General features: G+C 33.6%; 26 protein-coding genes and 2 tRNA genes. 22 read left to right on the top strand and 6 right to left on the bottom strand.

Translation table 11 applies throughout. The features are described 5' to 3' along the window. Positions 1-417 precede the first annotated feature (417 nt). Positions 418-1752, bottom strand: coding sequence for a signal recognition particle protein Srp54 (locus AW729_RS07720; RefSeq protein WP_112124566.1), 1335 nt, complete (start codon positions 1750-1752; stop codon positions 418-420). A 175-nt stretch (positions 1753-1927) separates the two neighbouring features. Further along, the gene (locus tag AW729_RS07725) at positions 1928-2524 is read right to left on the bottom strand and encodes a methyltransferase domain-containing protein (RefSeq protein WP_112124567.1); all 597 of its coding nucleotides are present in this window, start codon (positions 2522-2524) and stop codon (positions 1928-1930) included. A 289-nt stretch (positions 2525-2813) separates the two neighbouring features. On the opposite strand from AW729_RS07725, the gene hpt reads away from it, so the two are divergent. The 16 genes from hpt (at position 2814) to AW729_RS07805 (ending at position 15168) form a co-directional block, all read left to right on the top strand. Continuing rightward, positions 2814-3377 (top strand): hypoxanthine/guanine phosphoribosyltransferase, encoded by a 564-nt coding sequence (hpt, locus tag AW729_RS07730; protein ID WP_112124568.1) that lies wholly within the window; start codon positions 2814-2816, stop codon positions 3375-3377. Positions 3378-3389: 12 nt separating this feature from the next. Then, positions 3390-4403, top strand: coding sequence for a diphthamide biosynthesis enzyme Dph2 (dph2, locus tag AW729_RS07735; RefSeq protein ID WP_112124569.1), 1014 nt, complete (start codon positions 3390-3392; stop codon positions 4401-4403). A 249-nt stretch (positions 4404-4652) separates the two neighbouring features. Next, positions 4653-5228: an exosome complex RNA-binding protein Csl4 gene (locus AW729_RS07740; RefSeq protein WP_112124570.1), complete on the top strand. Its 576-nt coding sequence runs from the start codon at positions 4653-4655 to the stop codon at positions 5226-5228. Continuing rightward, the gene (locus tag AW729_RS07745; protein ID WP_112124571.1) at positions 5225-5488 is read left to right on the top strand and encodes a DNA-directed RNA polymerase subunit L; all 264 of its coding nucleotides are present in this window, start codon (positions 5225-5227) and stop codon (positions 5486-5488) included. The genes AW729_RS07740 and AW729_RS07745 overlap by 4 nt, the downstream gene beginning before the upstream one ends. A gap of 202 nt (positions 5489-5690) precedes the next feature. Next, the gene (locus AW729_RS07750; RefSeq protein WP_112124572.1) at positions 5691-6095 is read left to right on the top strand and encodes an NUDIX hydrolase; all 405 of its coding nucleotides are present in this window, start codon (positions 5691-5693) and stop codon (positions 6093-6095) included. A 109-nt stretch (positions 6096-6204) separates the two neighbouring features. Beyond that, positions 6205-6522 (top strand): transcription factor S, encoded by a 318-nt coding sequence (locus tag AW729_RS07755; protein WP_112124573.1) that lies wholly within the window; start codon positions 6205-6207, stop codon positions 6520-6522. Between the two features lie 159 nt (positions 6523-6681). Beyond that, entirely contained in the window at positions 6682-7656 is a 975-nt protein-coding gene (locus tag AW729_RS07760) for a hypothetical protein (protein WP_112124574.1), read from the top strand. A 210-nt stretch (positions 7657-7866) separates the two neighbouring features. Continuing rightward, the gene (pcn, locus tag AW729_RS07765) at positions 7867-8598 is read left to right on the top strand and encodes a proliferating cell nuclear antigen (pcna) (protein ID WP_112124575.1); all 732 of its coding nucleotides are present in this window, start codon (positions 7867-7869) and stop codon (positions 8596-8598) included. Between the two features lie 78 nt (positions 8599-8676). Then, positions 8677-9876, top strand: coding sequence for a hypothetical protein (locus tag AW729_RS07770; protein ID WP_112124576.1), 1200 nt, complete (start codon positions 8677-8679; stop codon positions 9874-9876). 494 nt (positions 9877-10370) lie between these two features. Further along, the gene (locus tag AW729_RS07775; RefSeq protein ID WP_112124577.1) at positions 10371-10652 is read left to right on the top strand and encodes a 50S ribosomal protein L44e; all 282 of its coding nucleotides are present in this window, start codon (positions 10371-10373) and stop codon (positions 10650-10652) included. A gap of 94 nt (positions 10653-10746) precedes the next feature. After that, on the top strand, positions 10747-10926 hold the full coding sequence (locus AW729_RS07780; protein WP_112124578.1) for a 30S ribosomal protein S27e: 180 nt from the start codon (positions 10747-10749) through the stop codon (positions 10924-10926). Between the two features lie 37 nt (positions 10927-10963). Further along, the gene (locus AW729_RS07785; RefSeq protein WP_112124579.1) at positions 10964-11749 is read left to right on the top strand and encodes a translation initiation factor IF-2 subunit alpha; all 786 of its coding nucleotides are present in this window, start codon (positions 10964-10966) and stop codon (positions 11747-11749) included. A gap of 80 nt (positions 11750-11829) precedes the next feature. After that, on the top strand, positions 11830-12810 hold the full coding sequence (locus AW729_RS07790; RefSeq protein WP_112124580.1) for an alpha/beta fold hydrolase: 981 nt from the start codon (positions 11830-11832) through the stop codon (positions 12808-12810). Between the two features lie 184 nt (positions 12811-12994). Then, complete coding sequence (locus tag AW729_RS07795) at positions 12995-13180, top strand: RNA-protein complex protein Nop10 (protein WP_112124581.1); 186 nt, start codon at positions 12995-12997, stop codon at positions 13178-13180. A gap of 17 nt (positions 13181-13197) precedes the next feature. After that, positions 13198-13977 (top strand): proteasome assembly chaperone family protein, encoded by a 780-nt coding sequence (locus AW729_RS07800; protein WP_112124582.1) that lies wholly within the window; start codon positions 13198-13200, stop codon positions 13975-13977. 30 nt (positions 13978-14007) lie between these two features. Continuing rightward, positions 14008-15168: a TIGR00375 family protein gene (locus AW729_RS07805; RefSeq protein ID WP_112124583.1), complete on the top strand. Its 1161-nt coding sequence runs from the start codon at positions 14008-14010 to the stop codon at positions 15166-15168. A 489-nt stretch (positions 15169-15657) separates the two neighbouring features. Here AW729_RS07805 and AW729_RS07810 read toward each other — a convergent pair. From AW729_RS07810 to AW729_RS07825, 4 genes are all read right to left on the bottom strand, one after another. Beyond that, a tRNA-Arg gene (locus tag AW729_RS07810) sits at positions 15658-15732 on the bottom strand. 60 nt (positions 15733-15792) lie between these two features. Beyond that, a tRNA-Arg gene (locus tag AW729_RS07815) sits at positions 15793-15867 on the bottom strand. A 253-nt stretch (positions 15868-16120) separates the two neighbouring features. Next, positions 16121-16936 (bottom strand): hypothetical protein, encoded by an 816-nt coding sequence (locus AW729_RS07820; RefSeq protein WP_112124584.1) that lies wholly within the window; start codon positions 16934-16936, stop codon positions 16121-16123. A gap of 102 nt (positions 16937-17038) precedes the next feature. Then, positions 17039-17545: an ArsR family transcriptional regulator gene (locus AW729_RS07825; protein ID WP_112124585.1), complete on the bottom strand. Its 507-nt coding sequence runs from the start codon at positions 17543-17545 to the stop codon at positions 17039-17041. A 293-nt stretch (positions 17546-17838) separates the two neighbouring features. Here AW729_RS07825 and grpE point away from each other — a divergent pair, with 293 nt between their 5' ends. From grpE to frhD, 6 genes are all read left to right on the top strand, one after another. Next, positions 17839-18441 carry a nucleotide exchange factor GrpE gene (gene grpE, locus AW729_RS07830; RefSeq protein WP_112124586.1) on the top strand — a complete coding sequence of 201 codons (603 nt, stop codon included), beginning with the start codon at positions 17839-17841 and terminating at the stop codon, positions 18439-18441. Positions 18442-18515: 74 nt separating this feature from the next. Further along, positions 18516-20375, top strand: coding sequence for a molecular chaperone DnaK (gene dnaK / locus AW729_RS07835; protein ID WP_112124587.1), 1860 nt, complete (start codon positions 18516-18518; stop codon positions 20373-20375). Between the two features lie 141 nt (positions 20376-20516). After that, positions 20517-20987, top strand: coding sequence for a DnaJ domain-containing protein (locus tag AW729_RS11700; RefSeq protein WP_112124588.1), 471 nt, complete (start codon positions 20517-20519; stop codon positions 20985-20987). 193 nt (positions 20988-21180) lie between these two features. Next, complete coding sequence (gene dnaJ / locus AW729_RS07845; protein WP_112124589.1) at positions 21181-22335, top strand: molecular chaperone DnaJ; 1155 nt, start codon at positions 21181-21183, stop codon at positions 22333-22335. 269 nt (positions 22336-22604) lie between these two features. Then, complete coding sequence (locus AW729_RS07850; protein WP_112124590.1) at positions 22605-23009, top strand: hypothetical protein; 405 nt, start codon at positions 22605-22607, stop codon at positions 23007-23009. Between the two features lie 92 nt (positions 23010-23101). Then, positions 23102-23566 carry a coenzyme F420-reducing hydrogenase, FrhD protein gene (gene frhD / locus AW729_RS07855; protein WP_112124591.1) on the top strand — a complete coding sequence of 155 codons (465 nt, stop codon included), beginning with the start codon at positions 23102-23104 and terminating at the stop codon, positions 23564-23566. Positions 23567-23599 lie beyond the last annotated feature (33 nt).

Below are 23599 nucleotides of genomic sequence, written 5' to 3' on the forward strand. Positions count from 1 at the left end.
ATTAAATCATCTTCATACATTTTTTTAGTTATATAAAATATTTTATTTAATAAAGTTTTTGCATTTGAACGAATAAACTTTAAATTTTTAAGAATTTTAATTTTTCATCATAAGAAAATGGGTTACTTATGAAAAAGTATAATGTTGGACATTAAATTTATCTGCTATGTTATTTAATAAGGCAATATTATAAATGACAATGGTTCATATTCCATAACTAGATTGAATTCAATTCCCGAATCTTTAACTTAAAATAAAATGTAATACTTTTCAATTTTAACTATAGCATCAATAAATTCTATGTTGTCCTTAATGTTAAATATGTTTACCGGCATTTCTTCAATCGTTAAGCCGACCAATGGCTTTGATTTACAATAAGATTACGGGATGTCTGACAAAAAAAATAATATTGGGGGGTTATCGGGACATATGTCTCATGAGTTTACCCATAGGTCCGCCCATGTTACGTTTTCCCATTCCTTTTAGTGCTTTTTTGGTTATTGAGTAATATCTGAGTAAATCCTTCACGTCATCGTTTGTTAATCCGGCACCACGACTTATACGTTGAATACGTGATTTCTTGATTACTTCAGGATTTTCCAGTTCATAATCAGTCATTGATTGCATTAATATCTTGTACATTCCAAGTTTTTCTTCGGTAATCTTGGATGCATTTGCAGGTAACTGATTACCTATACCCGGAATAAGTTTCATTATCTGCTGAACGGGTCCCATCTTGTTCATCATTGTAAGTTGGTTTTCCATGTCCTTAAGGGTGAACTTACCGCTTACAATGGAGTCAAGCATCTCCTGTTCACTTTTGGCTGATGTTACTTCCTCGGCCTTTTCTATTAATGTTTCAATATCACCCATACCAAGAAGTCTGGATATGAATCTTTCAGGGTCAAATGCTTCAAAGTCATCTACACGTTCACCTGTACCTATGAACTTAATAGGTGCCTTAATTTCAGCTACCGCTGATAGTGCACCCCCACCTTTTGCTGAACCATCTAATTTACTTACGATAATGGATCCTATGTCTGTTGTGTGTTTGAATGTTTCAGCTTGGCTACGTGCTTGCTGACCGATGGTACCGTCAATTACAAGTATTACCTCATCAGGCTCAACAACCTGACTTAATTCGCTCATTTCATCAAGCAAGTCCTGTTCCTCTTTATGACGACCGGCTGTATCTACAAGTATCACGTCATATTTGTCTTCACATTCTGCCAGTCCTTTCTTAGCCAAGTCAATAGCGTCCTTGTTTTCCGGGTCTCCGAATACGGGTACGTCCATAGGTTCGGTAAGTTGCCTTAACTGTTCATATGCGGCTGGTCTCCATGTGTCTGTACATATTATTGCAGAGTTATATCCTTTCTTTTTAAGGTGTCTTGCTAACTTGGCTGTGGTGGTTGTTTTACCACTACCCTGAAGTCCCAGCATCATTATAATGTATGGTTTGTGCGTAATCTCTAGTTTTTCTGGTTTTTCACCGATTAGATTTACTAGTTCTTGGTATACAATACGCATTACATGTTCTTTTGGACTTAATCCTTTAGGCAGTTCTTCTTCCAGGGCTCTTTTTTCTATCTTCTTGGATAATGCAAATACAACTTTAATGTTTACATCCGATTGTATGAGTGCTTTTTGAATATCCTTATTTACTTCTTTGAGTGTTTTCTTATCAATTACTGACATTCCAGCTAATTTTTTCATTGTTTTTGTTAGACTGTCACTTAATCCTTCAAGCATCACTTGACCTCCTTTTAATTAATGGTTATTGTATTAAAATAATTTTAGTCTTACTTTTATAATTGTTAGTCTATAACTGTATAATATATAAGTTTTAAATATTTAATAAAATTTTTCTTTTGTATTTTTAAAGCAATTATACTAATCATTATAATGGAATATCATCCTAACATATTTACTTAAGTATATATACATCCAATTTAGCGGGATTTACATCATTTATAATGTTTTCTTCAAATTCTATCGATTGAATTAATTCCAATCTCTTTTCTGTTGGCAGATACATTTTGTATTCGATTGTAGAGTAATAAAAAAATATTAAAATCTCTCTTGGATTATTCTTTTTAGATTCTTCTATTTTTTTCAATACTTGCCTAAATATTTTGCTGGAAAATGGGTTGAATAGATAAAAACAATTCGCTTCATCCGGCACGTATTCTTCTGCCTTGGAGTAAACAAATTTGATATCATCTGTATAACCATAGTTTTCCAGGTTATTTTTTGCCTTTTTAATCAATCTTTTATTATGGTCTATGCCTATAACTTTACAGCCTACCTGGTTGTTTAAAAAAAATCCTATTCTTCCTTTTCCACATCCATAGTCAACGATTATATCATCCTTTTTTATCAAATCTAATTTTACAAGTTCTTCTAATACAACATATGGCGTTGGATCATAACCATAATTTTGATAGTCCTCCTGACTATAGTCATATACGCAGGTATTCACATTTAGTTTCATGTCCCATTTTTCTTCATCCGATGCTTTCATATTTATTCCACAATATAATCCGTTTCTTATTTAATTATTTATCATTAATGAATTTATATAATTGTTAAATTGTATGTGCTATTTTATTATTAATACTCCTTAAATTTAAATGTATATGTTATAAATGAAAAAATCATTAATTATGAACATATTGTTTGATACTGGTTAATATAATATTTTCACAGAGAGTTTAAACATTAGCTTTGTAGCTTTCTTTTGTTATTTAGTTAATTATTAATCCTATAATTATAATAGTATAATATAAGTAAATATTTTAGGAGCATGTCCAATGTTAAATAAGTTAGAAAAATCATTAATAGAGTGTCCTGTTGTTAAAAAAGGGGATTATTTTTATTTTGTACATCCAATAAGTGATGGTGTACCGTTAGTTGAAGCGGAGTTATTGGATAGTGTTATGGATTACATTACGGATAACTTCGACTTGAGTAATGTTGAGAAGATTGTCGGAGTGGAAGCTATGGGAATACCACTGGCCACGGCATTATCATTAAAAACAAACATACCCTTTGTAGTAGTCAGAAAAAGGTCATATGGTCTTGAAGGAGAAAAACAGGTTAATCAAAAAACAGGTTATGGAAAAAGTAAACTGTATATCAATGGACTAAAAAAGGATGATAATGTCCTGCTTATAGATGATGTTGTAAGTACCGGCGGAACGTTAACCAGTGTCATCACAGCCCTTGATGAGATTGGAGTAAACATTATTCACATAATAGTACCTATAGAGAAGGATGATGGTAAGATGATTGTTGAAAGAAACACCAATCATAAACTCGAAACATTGGTTAAAATCAAGATGGTGGATGGAAAAGTAACGATTGTTGACAAATAGAGGTAATCAGGGATGCCAGTTATTGAATATGATTATAAAATAGGACAGATAAAATCAGAGATTGAAAGGTTGGATGCTAAAAATATAATTCTTCAATTTCCGGAAGGATTAAAGACGGATGCTATTGATGTATCAAACAGTATACAGGAAGTTGTGCCATATGTTAACATTATCATAGATGCAGATCCATGTTTTGGTGCATGTGACTTGGCGGATAATAAGGTCAATCATCACATTGACCTGGTTGTTCATTTCGCACACACTCCTCTTCCTATCAAAACGGATTGTCCTGTTTTATTTATCGAGGCATCAAGCAGCAGTGACGTGGTAAGTCCAATTGAGGATGCCATGGATAAACTGGATGAATCCACGAATACAGTGGGTCTTATAACAACAGCTCAACATATGCATAAGCTTGGTCAGATGAAGGAAATTATAGAGTCCCATGGATATGAAGTGAAAGTCGACAGCGGAAAGGGCACTTCCGTAGCCCAGGTACTTGGATGCAACTTCACTTCCATAAAGAATCTTGATGTTGATGAGATAATATATGTCGGCAGCGGTGACTTCCATGCTCTGGGCGTAAGATTATTTACCAAGAAAAAGGTCATACTTGCGGACCCGTTCACGGGAAAAAGTAGGGATATTGAAGAGTTCTATGATAGAATACTGAGGATAAGATTTGCCAGAATAACCAAGGCAAAAAAAGCAAAAAGCTTTGGTATAGTACTATCATCCAAGAAAGGACAGCTACGATTTGATTTGGCAATACGTCTTAAGAAGATAATTAATGAATATGGATTTGAAGCTCAAATACTTAATATGGACTTTATAAGTCCTGATAGAATGTTGCCGTTTAATCTGGATGCATATGTCATGACGGCATGTCCAAGAATAGCAATAGATGACAGTGCAATGTATAAGAAACCTGTACTTACACCGCAGGAGCTTCAGATTGTTTTGGGTATTAGAGACTGGGATGATTACCTAATGGATGAAATCATTATCCATGATCAACAGTTATAGGTCAAATCTATAAGTAAAATGAACCTAGTCTAATCCACCCTTTTTATTCTTTTTGAAAGTGGGATATTGCTCTAACCCTTTTTTCCAACCGATAAAAACGAATTATTATTTTTTTTCAATAGATGTCTGGAGTTACATATATCCGATTTTTTTGCAAATCTTTATAATTAATAAAAAGCAAATATTAATATAATATTAATTGTTGAAAAATTAGATTTATAAATCCTTTTTTATGATAAGGTAGTAATTATGAATCATAAAGAAAATGAATATGTATTTCCCGGAGAGGTCTTATGTGCCTATGAAGAGTATATGCCATCTGACTGGACCTATGTGGATGATGGTTATGTTAAAGCCAGTATCGCTGGAAAAATATCCATTGACGAAAAGAACAAGTCAATAAAAATAAAGGCAGATAATGCACCCAGGTCATTGAAAAAGAATGATTTGGTGATAGGTTACATAACAGAAGTCAAATCGTCCAAGGCATTGGTCACCATTAAAAAAATCATAGGTACCGATAGGGACTTGATAACTGGATATAAGGGTTATATACATATTTCTAAGGCTACAAGTGATTATATTCAAACATTACATTACCTATTCAAGATAGGGGATATTATAAAGGCAAGAGTTGCAAACGTATACAGTAATGATTATATTGAATTAACAACATCCAATAATGATTTGGGTGTCATTAAGGCAATGTGTGTCAATTGCCGTAAATTCATGAAACTGGATAAGAAAACCCATACACTCGAATGTGAATGTGGACATAAGGATACGCGTAAGATATCAGTAAATTATGGAGGATTAAAAGAATGAAAGTTGTAGAAGAACAAGATAATAGATTAGTATTTGAAGTAACAGGGGAAAGTCATACAATCTGTAACATATTAAGAAAAAGATTGATGTCACAGGATGAGGTGACAGCCGCAGCATATGATATAACTCACCCATTAGTTGGACAGCCTGAATTTGAAGTAGACAGTCCAAATCCAAGGGAATCTATTAAAACTGCATCTGAAACCATTAAAGAGGAAGCCAGTGAATTCAAGGATGCCGTAGCAAAAGCATTCAAATAAATATATTTCAGTCATTGACTCTTTTTACATTAACTTTTTTTATTATTTTTAAGGGATTGTTATCCAATACTTTTTTTCCTGATTTCGATATATTTTCAAATACATAACTTCTTTTGATTTTATCTGGCACATTACCTTTTAAGCTATGTTTTTTGCATGATTTAGCCTAATTATATTAATCAGATTGAATATATTTATTTTTATGAAAGAATATAGAAATCCCGCGTTGACTGTAGATGCAATAATAATGGATGATGAAAAACTGCTTCTTATCAAGAGGTTAAATAATCCCTATAAGGATTCATGGGCACTTCCCGGTGGATTTGTCGAGTATGGGGAGTGTGTGGAGGATGCTTGTATTCGTGAGGCAAAAGAAGAAACTAATCTTGACATATCCATTGATGAATTGGTTGGTGTTTATTCCGATCCCGCTAGGGATCCTCGCGGACATACCGTGACAGTTGCATATAAATGCAGTATCATGGGCAGTACTCTTGAATCAAGTTCTGATGCCAAGGATGCCAGGTTTTTTACATTGGATGAACTTAAAATGCTTTGTCTGGCATTTGATCATGAGAAAATTCTTGAAGATGCGGGAATATTGTAATTTCGTTACTTGTTGTTTAATTTATTCTAAGTCAATTTTTTCAATTAATTATATTGTATAGTAATTACAAATATATTATTATATTAACAATTTAGGAGAAAGGATATCAATGGAGTTTTGTCCAGAATGTGGAAAAGTACTGTTTCCAAAGGATGGTATTTTTGCATGCGATAGTTGCGGATATGAAAAGAAAGTAACAGAAGAGTCTAAAAAACAGTATGAAGTCAGTGAAAAGGTTAATGCAGAAGATACAGTTATTGTAACAGATGACAATGTAAAAACATTACCAACCATTAAGGTGATTTGTCCAAAATGTCAGAATAAACTTGCATTTTGGTGGTTACAGCAAACACGTAGTGCAGATGAATCCGAAACAAGATTCTTTAGATGTACTGACTGTGACTACACTTGGAGAGAGTATGATTAAGCATCATATTTCTTATAATTTTTATGATTTTTACATGCTTTAATAGTAATTTATTTAATTAAAAAGAATAATAATATATTAATAAGGTTAAACTCTTTTCATAATGTATTATGATTTTAGTATTTTTAATCTATAAAAAAATTTATGACAGTGATTATGGTGTCTAAAAAGAACAATAAAAAGGTTAACGATTCATTAGTTGATGATCCTTTGGATGAACTTAATGAAATGGAAGATACTACTTTCACCATTGAACGTGAAAATGATGTCTTTGATGAATTGGAAATAAGGGATGCTGAATCAATACCTGAATATAATTCTGAATCCGGTATGTTTATTGAAACAGATGAAGGATTGGAAAAATTTGTTAATGAAGAGTCCTCTGATGATTCAGATTCTGCTAATGATGGCTCTAAAAAGAATAGTCAGGATGCCGTAAAAATCATGGATGTCATAGATGAAGTGGATATTAATAATCCTGATAATTCCGATAAATTGAATACTAAACGGGTTGAACAGGAGGCCGTCAAAGCATCACAAGAAGCCGATAGGATTGCCGAAAAGTCCGATGAACTTTCAAAGTTATCTGAGAGTCATTCTAAGGTGGAATCATCAGGTCTAAAAGACAAGGTTAAAAAATCAGTTTCATCCAAAGTTAAATCTTCTGATGAACTTGTTATAACAAAGGATAGTAAAAAAACCCCTAAAATCAGAGTTAAACCTAAATTAACTCATGGAAATAAGAAATCCGATACAAAAGTCGTTGACAATGTTAAAGTTGATGAAGATGGTGTACCTCTATTGAATCAATTTGACACCGAAAAGATAAAGAATACTTCATTTTATCATAAACTGCATTTAAATAAACGAAACTTAACACAGATAGCATTAATATTGGCCGGATTTTTAATAATTATATATGGTATCATCCAGGCATTTGAGGAAGTTGCAAAAATATCCGATAATGTTATGTATGGAGAACATGCTTCACTATCAATAGGAATAATATTTATAGGAATGATTATAATAGTGTTGGCATTTTATAAGGAAATCATTAACTTATTTGGATTAGGAAATATGTACAATACTATGGACTCAAATAATTCGAAGAAAGATGACAAAAAACATAAATAACGAATATTTTTCAATATGAATATGTAATAATGTCTTTTAATAAATATTTCCCTCAATAATCCATCATAACCCCAAATAACCTTATTATATGAACTTTTTTTATTTTGATAATTTAACAATCATTAACTATATTATTTATTATTGTCAAAAATTTAATTATAATGAAAAGAAATTTTTCAAATAATTTATATTTAAGGAGAGTATTACATCGTGTTTAAACTAGTATTAAGTGATCCAAGTATTTTTAAAACGAGTTTTGATGCAATATCATCAATAGTCGATGAAGTACAAATAGAAGTAGACTCAGATGGTCTAAGACTAAATGCAATAGACAGAAGCCACATTACATATGTACACCTGGAACTAAAAGAAAGCTTATTCGATATATATGAATGTGACAAACCAATAAAATTAAACCTTGATACCGAAGAATTAATGAAAGTACTCAAAAGATCAAAATCTGATGATGTAATGGAATTAACAGTCGATGCAGGTAGTTTAGTTATAACATTTGAAGGTGCCGTTAAAAAAACATTCAAAGTCAAGCTCATAGATTTGGAGTATGATGCACCAACACCACCACAAATAGAATACCCTGTGGAAATATCAATGCCTATAGCAACACTCAAGGAAACAATACAGGATATAGAAATTGTAGCGGATCGTGTAGCATTTGCAGTTGACCCTGATAATTTAACATTAACTGCAGTCGGGGATTTTGCAGATGCAGAAGTGGAATATTTGCATGGTGAACAAGTGGAAGAAAACGTACGTTCAATATTTGCTATAGAAAACATTAAAGAAATGTTAAAAGCAGAAAAATTTGCTGACAGTACATTTATAGCATTAGGTAACGACATGCCATTAACATTATCATTAAAACTATTAAATGATGAAGGGGAATTAACCTTCTTATTAGCACCAAGAATAGAAGAAGAATAACTTTCAATCTATAATAAAATAGAGAAATTATACTCTCTTTTTTAATTTTTTTTAATAATATACAAAGGGGTATTTTAGTTGGATACTTTTTTTCAAACATTAAGAGATATACAAAAAAAGGAAAGGGCAACGGGAACATTATCTGAAGTTGACGAAGGATTCTATGGAGATGCTTCAAAATATCTTCAGGATTTGTTAAAAATTGTCAATGATAACCCTCTTTCTTTGGAAGCATATCAATTAAGGGATGCACAGAGAATCACAAGTGAAATCTGTGAACGAAGAGAAGTAAAAATCATAACTTCCGCTATTACCAATGTTCAAAGATCCCATAATCTCTTCAAGGGTCATGATAAGAATTCTCAATTGTATGATGAAATTCCATATAATACCACACCCGAGGAAGAACAGTTATATCGTGAAGTAGTGGATAAATTAATCTCCTATCGTGAAGGTCTAATAACAAACATCACCCCACAAAAGAAAAAGACCAACAAAATCGGTTTCAAACCAATAAAACCTGACAATGAAACTGTTGTACGGGAAGATATTCTAGAAGAGAGTGCCCGGGATGATATTGCCGAGACTTCAAACTCTGATGATACAGAATCCAATGATAATCTGATGGATATTGCCGATGTCAGTAGTGTGGATTCTTCAATTGACAGCAAAGTTAAAAATATAAGGCCTAAAAAGCTTGATGCTAGTCAGGTAGCGGCAATGTTTGGTCAAGCACCGGATGACGTATTATTGGATGAAGATAACAATCCGGTCAGACAAAAAGCTACAGGCAGTATGACAGCACCGATTGAAGGGCCAAAAGTACCTGACAATGATAGTGTAACTCTTCAGAATAATGAAAATGCGGAAATATCCGATGAGATTAACGCGTCTTCGGATGCGGCCGCCGATTCAAACTCATCAACGTCTCAAGTTGAAGAGATTTTAACGAACTCTGTTGATGACAAAACAACCTTGTCTGCTTCAGACGAGGATAATCAAGTCGACGCACCCGTTTTGGCCGATGAATCTCAAAATCATCCTGAAATGAAAGATGACGATGACTCTGCAGATGGCAATGTAGGGGGTTATGATTCAGTTATTGAAGATTCATTTGATGATGAAGTATTGGTTGAATTTGTCAATATTTTGCCTACCGATGTATTGGATGAAGATGAAAAGACATATGGTCCATTTGACATACAGGATGTGGCATTGTTGCCTAAATCTATTGTCGAAATATTAAAAAACAACAATGTGGTCAACATTATCAAATAATTTCCTCTTTTTTAACATAACTTTCCATTTTTGGATTATTATCTGGGATTGGCTACATTTTTACATTACTCATTTTTCAATATTTCAAACAAATTCCATAACTATAAATATAGATAGTTATCATAATATAATATAGATAAATCATTGGTTGTTCTATCTTTATAGAATAATTAGGATTTAGTAATAAATATTATATACATTGGAAAAAACTGGTTGTAATATCATTAAAAACGATTTAAATGGGATATATTACATTATTTTTTAAAACTAGTTTTATTATTCATCGTAGAATTAAAAAACATAATATTAGTTAATTTTGTATATAATTAAAATTTTATATAAATAATTCCAAGGATTAAAAACGGAATTTTTATCAGTATCTATAATGGATATTTTGAAGTAAGACTTGTTGTTATTACTTTAAGAAAATATAATAGAAGAATTATTTATTCAAAGGATAATTTTTTAGTCACAAATAAAATGAGGTGAATTAGGTGAAAATACCAAAAGAAAGAAGGACTTACTGTCCAAAATGTAAAAGACACACAGTACATGAAGTACAAACAGCTAAAAGAAGAAAAGCAAGTGAATTAAAATGGGGTCAACGTCAGTTCAGGCGTGTAACCGCTGGTTACAGAGGTTATCCAAGGCCGTTACCATCAGGTAGTAAACCTGTTAAAAAATTAGATTTAAGATACAAATGTAAAGAATGTGGAAAAGCTCACATTAAAGGTTCAGGATTCCGTGCAGGAAAAGTTGAATTCGTATCAGAATAGATATCGACAAATAATGTTATAAGACTCTTTGACAGATGATTATAGCATTATTTTTTTTAATGGATATTCAATTAAAAAAATAGGAGGGCTATTAATGGCTAAACAGGAAAGTAATTTTTTAAAAGTTAAATGTGGAGATTGCGAAAGCCATCAAATCATATTCGACCACGCAGCAAGTACAGTTAAATGTAATATCTGCGGTAAAACATTAGTTGAACCAAAAGGTGGACGTTCCAAAATCTATGCACAAATCGTAGAAGTTTTAGAACATTAAATAATTTGATTTATGGATTGCTAAATCAGGTGATATTATGGTACGAGTAAATAAGGAATGGCCTGAAGAAGGTGATCTAATTGTTGGAACAATCCATAAAGTATTAAATTATGGGGCATTTGCAAAGTTAGAGGAATATGAAGGTAAAGAAGCATTCATTCACATTTCCGAAGTATCTTCCGGATGGGTCAAAAATATTCGTGACTATGTTCGTGAAAATCAGAAAATCGTGGCACGTGTATTAAGAGTAAATCCAAAGAAAGGTCATGTGGATGCATCTTTAAAACGTATTCGTGAAGATCAAAGAACACGTAGAATTCAGCAATGGAAGATAGAACAAAAAGCCGAAAAATTATTGGAAATATCCGCTAAGGAATTAAACAAGTCATTGGATGAGGCATATGATGAAGTGGGTTATCTGATAATGGAGGAATTCGGAGACTTATATGAAGGATTTGAATTAGCCTCTGACGATGGTGAAAGTGTACTTTTGGATATTGACGTCGATGAAGATTGGGCTAGAGTCATAACCGACGTTGCCAAGAAGAATATTTCAACTCCTGAGGTTCAAATAACAGGTTATGTGGATATTACATCCTATAAATCCAATGGTGTTGAAGTAATCATAGAAGCACTTCAATCTATTGAAAACGATAATGTTGAAGTTCAATGTGTTGGAGCTCCTAAATATAGGATTATGGTAACAGCACAGGATTACCCTTCAGCTGAAAAGATATTGCGAGAATCAGCTGATAAATGTATAAGTATTGTTGAAGAAAATGATGGGGAAGGTACTTTCCATCGTGAACTGGATGATAATTAAGTTATCATCTCTCTTTTTAAACTATTTTTTTTATTATTAACTACAAATTTTATTTTTTAAAATAATTGGATTTGATTATTATGGATATTGAATCGATTGAAGCTAAATATTATATATTAGATGAATTTGAATTTCTCTGTGGTCGAAAACTTGAAGCACAGAAGGTGGAATATTTAACGTTGGGAACTCCAATATATGATGATGAAGGTCATATAACCAATGCAGTGGTATATTTCCATGGTACCAGCGGAAATTATGCGTCCATTAAGAGAATCAGCAGCTTAATAGGTAAGGACATGGCCTTTGATACCGATAAACTATTTTTCGTATCTCTGTCCACTCTCGGAACCGCCGGCAGCAGTAGTCCCAGCGTATCAGGATTGCATTCCGATTATCCCGAGTACGGTATATTGGACATGGTAAACTTCAATAGGAAATTCTTAAAGGATGCATTGAATATCGTTCATCCCAGGGGTTTAATCGGTAATTCAATGGGTGGATTCGAGGCCATATGCTGGGCTGCAGTATACCCGGACACCATCGATTTTTTAATATCTCTTGTCAGCAGTTATAGAGTCGGTGGACAAAATTATATTCTGGCCAAGGTAATGAATGACATAATAGAATCAGACCCTGATTTTAACAACAGGGACGTGAAATCGGATTTGAACAGATCCCTAATGTTGTCAAGTAAGGCAATGTATTCCTTTGGATTGTCAAGACAATTCTATATGGATCAACCCATAGACCAAATCAACAAGTATATGGATGAATTTGCACAAGAGGATGCTCAGGAGGACGTATTGGATGCATATTACAGAAACATCGCTACGCTTAACTATGATTTGACATCCATCGTCGGTGACATAACCGCCGATACATTGATAATAGCAATATACGAGGATCAATATTTCCCGCCGGAACTGGATGCCATACCAATGCATGCACTCATAGAGAATTCAAAGCTGGTATGCTACAATTCATACCTTGGTCATGTAGGCTCATCACAGCTATATAAAATCAGTGATGAAGTTGAAAGCTTCATGGCCAATCATAAATAAACTATTCATTCAATAAGCATCCAGACATATATTTCAAGTGTAAAATTTCATTCAAGCAAATTACTGACATCTGGCCAGCACAATAATCATATTGGATAAAGACGATGATTCTGGAAGTGATAAGATACTTATGCAATTTCACGACTACTAAATATATAAGTAATTCTAAATGTAATATAATAGTATGAAATTCCGTATGAAGAAATGTAAAGAATGTGGACAATACACTCTCAAAGAAATATGTCCTCAATGTAATCATAAAGTAGGTGTTATATTCCCTCCAAGATACTCTCCACAGGATAAATATGGAAAATACAGAAGAAAAATAAAACAGGAAGAATGGAATATACAGAACTTTAATCAAAAATAAGAAAATGGAGCAATAAGATGGAATTAGAAACCAAAATTAAAGAAATAGAAGAAGTGGAACTTGAAAATCCCATAGTACTTGAAGGATTACCTGGAATAGGATTCGTAGGTAAAATAGTGGTAGATCAAATAATTAAACAGCTCGATGCAACGAAGTTTGCAGAATTGGAATCCGATTATTTCCCCCCACAGGTGACCATGAAGAAAAATGGGTTAATAGAACACATGAAAAACGAATTTTACTATTTGAAGGATGTTGGAAAATATAACCAGGATCTAATCTTACTTACAGGTAATTCACAGGCATCAGACTTTGAAGGTCAAATAATAATCTCAAAAATACTTGCAAACTACTTTGAAGATAAGAAAGCCAAGAAGATATTTACACTCGGCGGACTTGGAACAGGTGAAATGATTGAAAAAAGTAGAATTTGCATAGCAGGAAATAACAAGGAATTAATCGATGAAGTGCTTGAAATTGAAAACACCACAATCAGAAAAGATGAGGGTGGAGCAATAATAGGGGCTAGCGGATTATTATTATACTATGCTGAAAAGATGGGCATAGATGCGGTATGTTTAATGGGAGAAACTCCTGGCTTTTATATAGATCCTAGTGCCGCTAAGGAAATGTTGCTGGTATTGTTTGAAATATTGCAATTTGAAATAGACCTTGAGGAAATCAATGAACAGGTGGAAGACACACTTAAAAAATTGGCAAATACTGCCCAGTTAGGTCCGCTAGGTGTAGAACCACAAGTTAACAAACCAAATGATGATTTAAGATATATTGGTTAAATCCATCATTTTACTTTTTTTTAGATTTTTATGATTATCAACACTGATTTACATATCCACAGCAAATATTCCATGGCCACCTCAAAAAACATGATAATTCCAACGATTGCAGCGGAGTGTCAGAAAAAGGGAATAGACTTGATAGCTACAGGGGATGCATTTCATTCTGCATGGTTAAACCACATGGAAAATCATTTAACGCAAATTAACAATACTGGAATATACGCAATTAATCAATCCATTGGCGACTTTTCCACTAATTTTATAACGACAGTTGAAGTTGAAGACAATCATCGTATTCATCATCTTATTATCATACCATCAATTGATGTGGCATGGTCTATGAGAGATGAATTTGTTACAAAAAATATGGATGCCGATGGAAGGCCCAAAATAAGAATGGATGCTAGTCAAATAATTGAAATTGCACAGGATTATAACTGTATAATGGGACCGGCACATGTATTTACGCCATGGACTGGTCTATTTAAGGAGTATGATTCTATTTTAGATTGCTATAATACAAAACCTGATTTTGTGGAGCTTGGTCTTTCGGCAGACACGTATCTGGCCGATAGGATAGGACAACTTAATGACTATACATTTTTAACAAACTCCGATAGCCATTCACCATGGTCACACAGGATAGCAAGGGAGTTTAATAGGATATGCCTGGATGAACTGTCCTACGATGGAGTGGTAAGTGCCATTAAGAATAACAGGATTATTGAAAATTATGGTTTGGATCCGCGAATGGGAAAGTATCATCAAACGGGCTGCTCATCATGCTATAAAATATATTCAACAAGTGATGCGTCCAAGTTAAACATGAGGTGTAGTTGTGGTGGTAGAATTAAAAAGGGAGTACTTGCCAGAATTGATGAGTTGGCTGATGAGGATAAGGCTCATAATCAGGGTAATCATCCACCGTACAGGTATATTGTGCCGCTTGCCGAGCTTTTAAGTGCAATATATGATAAGGGTGTTACTACGAAGTTTGTCAAGACAAGGTATGACAAGTTAATAGAATTATTTGGCGATGAGATTAGCGTACTTGTTGATGCCGATGTTGATGAAATAGCAAAACATGATAAATTGTTGGCGGGTGTTATCAAGCAGTATCGGATGAATGAATTAAATGTAATTGTTGGTCGTGGGGGACGCTACGGCCAGGTTGATTATTCTACTTAAAAATGATTAAAATTGTTAATTTTCATCTGATTATCTGTTTTGATTATTTCGTGCGAAATTATAAATAATATATTGATTAAATATTTATATGTTAACAAAAGGTTTAAACCAAAATTAAGGAATTTTATTTATAAATAAATGAGGTAAATAATATGGAAATAGCTATTGACTTTCTACCTATTGTAATGTATGTAATCTTTGGATTTATTGTATTTACATTAATCGGTCATATTTTAGGTAGAACAATCGAATAAATTAATTAGTTAATATATAACTAATTATTAAAAATTTTTAAACTTAATCTCCTCTATAACAATTTCTTTTATTAAAGTTATTTACTATAAACTGTTTTTTCACATCAATATGGATGTTTGTTTGTGATGATTAATTATCCGGACACCTGATTGATGAATAAGCTTAAACTTATAAAGCATTTTTTTTCGATAAAGGATAAAACAAGCGTTATATTTAAAAATAAGTGTATTTAAGCGGATTTGGGGGGATTCGAACCCCCGGTCTTCAGATTAGGAGTCTGATGCCCTATCCTGGCTAGGCTACAAACCCATCAAATAAGTAAAATTAATATTTGAATAATGATTTTTTAAAAATAGTTATAAAATATAGCGGACCTGGGGGGATTTGAACCCCCGGCCTTTGGATTAGAAGTCCAACGCCCTATCCAGTCTAGGCTACAGGCCCATATAAAAATAGTATACAAATACTATATAATGTTATATTCATTATCCTTATTATACTTTACTATGTTTTGGTCATTTTCTATATTTAATAATTGTCTCAATTCAATTATTTTTTAAAATTTTTCATCAAATCATTTTTTCAAAAAAAGAAATAACTTGAGAATTATTCTTCTCAAATATTTTTTTAATTTTCTTAATTAACTCTAATGAAATAGTTTAAACTACCTGCTTGAAATAATTTTTTCAGTTTCGGATTAATAACCTGCTCCTGAGTTGTCCATTATTTCAATTGTCTGATTTCTTAGGTTGTATGAAGCCTGACCTTCTGTTACTCCATTGTCATTGATCATGTTATAAATGTAACATTTATCTCCATAATCGTTGATTACAGTTGTACCGTAACTTAGGGTCACTTTGTTTCCAGCCCATTTTTCAAGTATGAACTGTTCAACTAAGCTTCTTGCAGCGTCAATGCTTATTTCGCCGTTGTTGTCAGAACTTCCTTGTGAGTCTGTTTGTGGCGTGGTGGAAGGTGCGTTTCCAGTGGCCGGTTGTACGTGAACTGTAGTTTGTGGTGATGAACCTTGATTTGAAGAATCTGATCCTGAACCGGATTGACCTTCGGTCACACTACCTGTATCTCCAGCTGATTGTACATTTACGTTAGGACCACTACCCGTGCTTGATGCGTTAGCGGTTGGATTGTTGTTTCCACTTGCATTTGCATTAGGGTTGTTGTTTCCACTTGCATTAGCGGTCGTGTTTGCATTTGCATCACTGCCGCTTGTGTTGGCAGCGGTACTGGTTGCATTCACGGGTTCTGAATTTTCAACTTCAGTGTCACCTGCTTTTGCCTTGTCTTTGTTATTGTTTGCATCGTTACCTGCCAGAGTATTCAAATCTGTTGCTGCTTCAGCTGGTGCTTCTAATGTTTCAGTTACGGGAGTGTCTTCTATTTCCACATTTGATAATGGGTTTAAAATGTCCACTCCATTGTTAATCTGATAGGTAGCTGCTACTATTCCAATAAGGGCTACAACTAAGAGAGATAATATAATTTTTTTATCCATTAATTTCACCATTATCTATTTTTTAGCAGTTTATCATAACTTGTCGTTATGTAGTTTCTATCATTATATTATATTTAGTAGTTTGGTATTATTATACCTTTATTAATTTTTCACATTAAATTCGGGAATTGCCTTGGTTTTTCTGATGTCTGTTATTATCGTTTTTGACTTTTGCTTTTCGGGATTTTCAACTTGGCTTAGTATGTCTTCAGCATATCGTTGTGCATTTTTGTACTTTGTAATTAATATTTTCAAGTCATCTATTGCATCTTCATCTCCACCTATCAGGCGTTCTTCTATGTTGTATAGTTCCGTGAATTCTTCACCGACCATGTGCATTTTTATTGTATCGGGCTTTATGAAGATTTTTATTTCAACTCCCTGTGATATTTCATAGTATTTTCTTGGTCTGCCTCGTTCTATTTTTTGGTATGTCGGATTGATTAGTCCTAGTTCTTCCATTGCCTTAAGATGACCTATGATTGCTTTTTGACCTACATTTAATTGTTCTGATAATTGACTAACAAATCGTGGTTCCTCTGTTAGTAATGCAAGTATGTCCCTTCTTGTTTTACAGCCTATCACATCTAATACGGCTTCTAAATTCATAATATCATCTTCTTTTATTTTATTCGTGCTCTTTTTTTATAATATATATTATGTTGCAGAATATATATAAATATTACCAAAGGTTACTAAAATATAGTAAAGTATAAATACTATTTAACATCAACTTAGTAATAGCAAAAAAATATTATTATAACTAATGGTAACTAAAATATCATAAAGTATATATAACAAAATGTAACTAAAATATTAAATAGAAAATAAATGTTTTATAACTCAGGGTAACTATAATAATTAAGCCCTTTAAAACAAACAAAGGAGTTAAGGGTGAATGAATGACAAAAGAAAAGAAAGAAAAAATCAATAAGGAAGATGAAGAAGTTCAAGAAGAAAAACAAACAAAGGAATCTGAAAAAACAGATGACAATGAAGACAAACTTCAAAAAAATGAAAAAACAGATGACAATGACAAACAGGAAGAAAAAGAAACAACACCTGATGAAATCATAGAACAACTTGAAAACCAAGTACAGGAATACAGGGACAAACTTCAAAGATCACAAGCAGACTTCGAAAACTTCAAAAAACGTTCAATAAAAGAAAAGCAGGAATTCGTCAAGTATGCCAATGAAGGTTTAATACTTAAAGTACTGGAGGCTTATGAAGACTTAGGACGAGCATTAGAGGTAAAAGAAGATAAAGATCTGCGTGAAGGAGTAGAATTAATCTATAAGAAAATGGATAAAATACTCAAGGATGAAGGAGTAGAGGAAATCGAAACAGAACATCAAAAATTCGATCCATACAAGCACGAAGCTCTAATGACACAGAAAAATGATGATTATGAAAACAATGAAATCATCCAAGACTTACAAAAAGGATATACATTAAACTCAAAAGTTATAAGATATTCAAAAGTAATAGTATGTAAAAAATAGATATAACAAAACAAAAATTTTTAAGCTAACAACATAATTCAAAAATAAAAATAAAAAAAATATAAGGTGATAATATGGCACAAGAAAAAGTAATAGGAATAGACCTTGGAACAAGTAACTCAGCAGCAGCTGCATTAATCAGTGGAAAACCAACAATCATACCAAGTGCAGAGGGAGCAACCCAATACGGTAAATCATTCCCAAGTTACGTGGCATTTACCGATGAAGGTGAAGTACTTGTAGGGGAACCAGCTAGAAGACAGGCAGTAACAAACCCTGAAAAAACAATAAGTGCAATAAAAAGACACATGGGTTCAGACTACAAAGTAAACATCAACGGTAAAGATTACACACCACAGGAAATCTCAGCATTAATCCTACAGAAAATCAAAAAAGATGCAGAAGCATTCCTCGGAGAACCAGTTAAAAAAGCAGTAATTACCGTACCTGCATACTTCGATGACAACCAAAGGACAGCAACAAAAGATGCAGGTAAAATTGCAGGACTCGAAGTGTTAAGACTCGTAAACGAACCTACCGCAGCAAGCTTAGCATACGGATTAGACAAAACAGATGAAGAAGATGTAAACATATTAGTATTCGACCTCGGTGGAGGAACACTCGATGTTACAATCATGGAATTCGGAGAAGGAATCTTCGAAGTAAAATCCACAAGCGGAGACACAAACCTCGGTGGAACAGACATGGATACAGCATTGATGAAATACATAGCCGACGAGTTCAAAAAAGAAAACGGTGTAGACCTACTCAACGATGACCAGGCAGCACAAAGATTAAGAGAAGCTGCAGAAAAAGCAAAAATTGAGTTGTCAACAACACTCACAACAGACATAAACCTTCCATTCATCACAGCAACACAAGCAGGACCATTACACTTAAACATGAACCTGTCACGTGCAAAACTTGAAGAAATCGTAGATCCAATCATCAAAAAATGTGGAGGACCAATCCAACAGGCAATATCCGATGCAAAAATGCAAAACAGTGACATAGACAAAATAATCCTCGTAGGTGGACCAACAAGAATGCCATCAATACAAAAATATGTTGAAGGGGTAGTAGGTCAAAAAGTAGAACGTGGAATAGACCCAATGGAATGTGTAGCAAGCGGAGCATCCATCCAAGGTGGAGTACTTGCAGGTGAAATAGATGACCTTGTACTTTTAGATGTAACACCATTATCATTAGGTATCGAAACAATGGGTGGAGTAGCAACAAAACTCATAGACAGAAACACAACCATACCTACCAAGAAAAGTCAAATCTTCACAACAGCAGCAGACAACCAGCCAAGCGTAGACATTCACGTAATTCAAGGTGAAAGACCAATGGCAAACGACAACACCACACTTGGAAGATTCCAACTTGTTGGTATCCCACCAGCACCAAGAGGAACACCACAAATTGAGGTAACATTCGACATAGACGCCAACGGTATAATAAACGTAACAGCAACAGATAAAGGTACAGGAAAAGAACAGCAAATAACAATCACTTCAAGCAACAAACTCTCAGATGAAGAAATTGAACAAAAAGTAAAAGAAGCAGAAGCACACGCTGAAGAAGATAAAAAACGTCAGGAAGAAATCGAAATCAGAAACAACGCTGACAGCCTAGTATACACTGTCGATAAAACAATTGAAGAATTAGGAGATCAACTGGCAGAAGACAAAAAAGAAGACCTTAAAAACAAACAGAAAGAAGTGCAGGATGCAATAGAAGCAGACAACATAGAACAAATCAAAGAAAAAACAGAAGTTCTTGAAAAAACCATTCATGAAATAAGTGCAGAAATTTATCAACAAGCAGCACAGGCTCAACAGGCACAACAGCAGGCTCAAGCTCAACAGGACGCAGGAAACACTCAATCAAATGATGATGACACAATAGATGCTGACTTTGAAAAACAATAAGTACACGCCATGTTTAAAGCCTAAACACTGTTTGGTTAAACAATAACATTATCACATTATAAGTTTAAAAAAAACTAGAAATATTGAAGTTAACACCTTCAATATTACATCCTTATATATACTAATCTGAAGTGGGCACATATGGATTATAATAAAGATTATTATCAAATACTGGAAATTAATAGGGATGCTGATAAGGATACTATTAAAAAATCATATAAACGACTGGCCCTTAAATATCATCCAGACGTAAACGATCACCCGGATGCTGAAGAAAAGTTCAAGGAATTAACAGAGGCATACGCAGTATTGTCTGATGATGAGAAAAAAGCCCAATATGATCTCTACGGATACAAGGCTATAAGTAAATTTACCCAGGAGGACTTAATAAAAAGTGTAAACTTGGACAACGTCTTCAAGGGAGTCAAATTCATAGCAGAGCTGGAAAGAGATTATGGCTTAATAACGGGGCTTGTAGGAATGCGTTTGGGAAAACGGAAAACATCCAAGGTTATAGGATATGCAAGTAAAATATTGCTTGGTAAAAGTGTATTAAGTACGGTACTTAGTCATACAAGAAAAGATAATGATACGGGATATAAAAAATTTTAACTCCAAATAAATCGTAGAATTGAAGACATAAATTATACTTTGACACTCTATTAAAATTGTATAGCTATAAAAACAACATTAAATAAAAATATATTCAAGAATTATAATAGGGTAAAAAGGTAAATTCTATTATCAGTTTAATAGAATTTAATTAACTATTTTTTTTAAAAAAATTATAAAAGAGGTAAATTTAATGGCAGAAAAAAGAGATTATTATGAGGTTTTGGGCGTTGACAAGAACGCTGATCAAAAAACCATAAAGAAAGCATATAGAAAGCTTGCAATGAAATATCATCCTGACGTGAATGATGCACCTGAGGCTGAAGAAAAATTCAAGGAATTAAGTGAAGCATACGGAGTATTATCCGATGATGAAAAAAGACAGAGATATGATCAATTTGGACATGCAGGAATGGACGGATTTACTCAAGAGGACATATTCAACAATATAAACTTTGAAGACATCTTCCGTGGCTTTGGATTTGGAGGTCAATCTCAGGGTGGATTTGGAAGCATATTTGACCTATTCGGTTTTGGCTCAGAAACAGGTCGCGGACCGTCACGGGGGTCAGATATACAGAAAAATATAGACCTTACGCTTGAGGAAGTGGCAACGGGACTGTCAAAGGATTTTGACATAACCCACAAGAAGGAGTGTCCACATTGTCATGGATCCAAGGCAGAACCCGGCAGTGATGTAAAAACATGTACTCAGTGTAGCGGTACGGGACAGGTAAAACAGGTACAAAACACACCGCTTGGACAATTTGCCACAGTTTCGCCATGTCCGCAATGTCGTGGTGAAGGACAAATCGTTGAAACACCATGTAGCGAGTGTCATGGAGTGGGACTTAAAACCACTACCAACAAGATATCCATAAACATACCTGCTGGAGTAGAGACAGGTACAAGACTACGTGTGGCAGGTGAAGGGGATGATGGATTGAATGGAGCTCCGGCAGGAGATCTATATGTTACAATAAGAGTCTTGAAGCATGACATATTCGAAAGAAGCGGACAGGATTTATACTATGACCTGCCAATAAGCTATGTGCAGGCATGTCTTGGTGACAAGGTAGACGTACCGACCATAGACGGCGTTGCAAAACTCACAATACCTCCGGGTACACAGTCTGAAAGCACATTCAAGCTAAGAAATGAAGGATTGAAACATATCCGATGGGATAACAAGGGAAATCTCTACGTCACCGTTAAGGTGGTTGTACCTAAGAAACTTAGTGAAAAACAGAAGGATATCCTTGAAGAGTTCGCTAAGGAAAGTGGAGAGGAAATATCCCAAGTTAAACAGGGATTCTTTGACAAGGTTAAAGAATCATTGAACAAATAATCTCCCTCCATTTGCCTCTTTTTATAATAACTATTTTTTTAAATTGAACTACTTGATTTTTACTTTCATAACAGTGTTGTCTATGAATATCCATTTCTTGGACTATGAATTGACTTTAAGGTATTGACTTTAATTATTCCAATCTGTAGCACTTAACTGATTTTAACAGAAACAATAATATTTAATAATTCTAGATATAATATAATTGATTATAGATATGATAATTTTTCTATGAATGGGGTATAGTATTAAAATTAATGAGGGATATTATGATAATTGATGAGGCCGATGTGAAAATCAATTTAATGTGTAAGGATAATCTACATAGTAATCTAAAATTATGTGAAGTTGAAGAGTTTCTTTCAGGGTATAAACAAATTCATACGAATATGAAGGCACGTCAAATGATAAAAATAGATGAAACATCAATCTCATTCAGCGGTGATGCAAATCAGAACGTCTTCTATCCATACGTATATAAGACCAGTGAGGGCAATGACAAGTGGATACTTTTCATGAAGGATGATGTCGAGGGATACGCTTTATACAAAAATCCACAAACAGAAAAGATGCAGCTGGCATGGTATCATAGAAAGCTTGATAAACCATTAACGCCTGAAGAGGAGGAAAAAATAATCACATGTTATGTCCCTAAAAAAAATAGCAAAAGATAATTAATTACTCATTACTAATATAATAATAAGAAAAGAAAAGTAAAAAATAAAATAATTATTTTAAATTAACTTAATATATAGGAGATTATAATTTGTACGACGCAGAAGTATTAGTTGTAGGATGTGGAAACGTATTATTTAAGGATGATGGATTTGGACCACTAACAGTACAGCAGATAGAAGAAAATGAGAAGAACAGACCTTTGCCAAGTAATGTCATGACGATAGATGCGGGAACAAGTGCACCTCATTATCTATTTAGTCTGCCGAATCCAATGTGGAAAAAGATAATCATACTTGACATTGCAGATTTTGAAGGAAATGCCGGAGACATTAAAAAATTATCCAAGGAAGACGTGCCTGTAGGCAAATATCAGGATCCCCACTCATTATCAGTAGTAGACCCTCTTGATGACTTGGAAGAGGTAGAAATAGTTATCATAGCATGTAAACCTGAAAGAATATCATCACCATTTGTCGAGTATGGATTAACCGAAAGTGTTGAAAAGGCAATACCTAAGGCCATTGACATGGTATATGAAGAAGTAATTATATAATCTTCTTCCGAAGCTATTTTTTTAGAATTTTTT

Origin of the sequence: Methanosphaera sp. BMS (assembly GCF_003268005.1) — an archaeon.
In the GTDB taxonomy this organism is placed as follows: domain Archaea; phylum Methanobacteriota; class Methanobacteria; order Methanobacteriales; family Methanobacteriaceae; genus Methanosphaera.

Coding starts and splice junctions, on each gene's coding strand:
- AW729_RS07720 (WP_112124566.1), bottom strand. CDS start 1,752: ATGCTTGAAGGATTAAGTGACAGTCTAACAAAAACAATGAAAAAATTA.
- AW729_RS07790 (WP_112124580.1), top strand. CDS start 11,830: ATGGATATTGAATCGATTGAAGCTAAATATTATATATTAGATGAATTT.
- AW729_RS07780 (WP_112124578.1), top strand. CDS start 10,747: ATGGCTAAACAGGAAAGTAATTTTTTAAAAGTTAAATGTGGAGATTGC.
- AW729_RS07820 (WP_112124584.1), bottom strand. CDS start 16,936: ATGGATAAAAAAATTATATTATCTCTCTTAGTTGTAGCCCTTATTGGA.
- AW729_RS07825 (WP_112124585.1), bottom strand. CDS start 17,545: ATGAATTTAGAAGCCGTATTAGATGTGATAGGCTGTAAAACAAGAAGG.
- AW729_RS07725 (WP_112124567.1), bottom strand. CDS start 2,524: ATGAAAGCATCGGATGAAGAAAAATGGGACATGAAACTAAATGTGAAT.
- AW729_RS07750 (WP_112124572.1), top strand. CDS start 5,691: ATGAAAGAATATAGAAATCCCGCGTTGACTGTAGATGCAATAATAATG.
- hpt (WP_112124568.1), top strand. CDS start 2,814: ATGTTAAATAAGTTAGAAAAATCATTAATAGAGTGTCCTGTTGTTAAA.
- AW729_RS07800 (WP_112124582.1), top strand. CDS start 13,198: ATGGAATTAGAAACCAAAATTAAAGAAATAGAAGAAGTGGAACTTGAA.
- dnaJ (WP_112124589.1), top strand. CDS start 21,181: ATGGCAGAAAAAAGAGATTATTATGAGGTTTTGGGCGTTGACAAGAAC.
- AW729_RS07785 (WP_112124579.1), top strand. CDS start 10,964: ATGGTACGAGTAAATAAGGAATGGCCTGAAGAAGGTGATCTAATTGTT.
- AW729_RS07745 (WP_112124571.1), top strand. CDS start 5,225: ATGAAAGTTGTAGAAGAACAAGATAATAGATTAGTATTTGAAGTAACA.
- AW729_RS11700 (WP_112124588.1), top strand. CDS start 20,517: ATGGATTATAATAAAGATTATTATCAAATACTGGAAATTAATAGGGAT.
- AW729_RS07755 (WP_112124573.1), top strand. CDS start 6,205: ATGGAGTTTTGTCCAGAATGTGGAAAAGTACTGTTTCCAAAGGATGGT.
- dph2 (WP_112124569.1), top strand. CDS start 3,390: ATGCCAGTTATTGAATATGATTATAAAATAGGACAGATAAAATCAGAG.
- dnaK (WP_112124587.1), top strand. CDS start 18,516: ATGGCACAAGAAAAAGTAATAGGAATAGACCTTGGAACAAGTAACTCA.
- grpE (WP_112124586.1), top strand. CDS start 17,839: ATGACAAAAGAAAAGAAAGAAAAAATCAATAAGGAAGATGAAGAAGTT.
- AW729_RS07805 (WP_112124583.1), top strand. CDS start 14,008: ATGATTATCAACACTGATTTACATATCCACAGCAAATATTCCATGGCC.
- AW729_RS07795 (WP_112124581.1), top strand. CDS start 12,995: ATGAAATTCCGTATGAAGAAATGTAAAGAATGTGGACAATACACTCTC.
- AW729_RS07740 (WP_112124570.1), top strand. CDS start 4,653: ATGAATCATAAAGAAAATGAATATGTATTTCCCGGAGAGGTCTTATGT.
- AW729_RS07850 (WP_112124590.1), top strand. CDS start 22,605: ATGATAATTGATGAGGCCGATGTGAAAATCAATTTAATGTGTAAGGAT.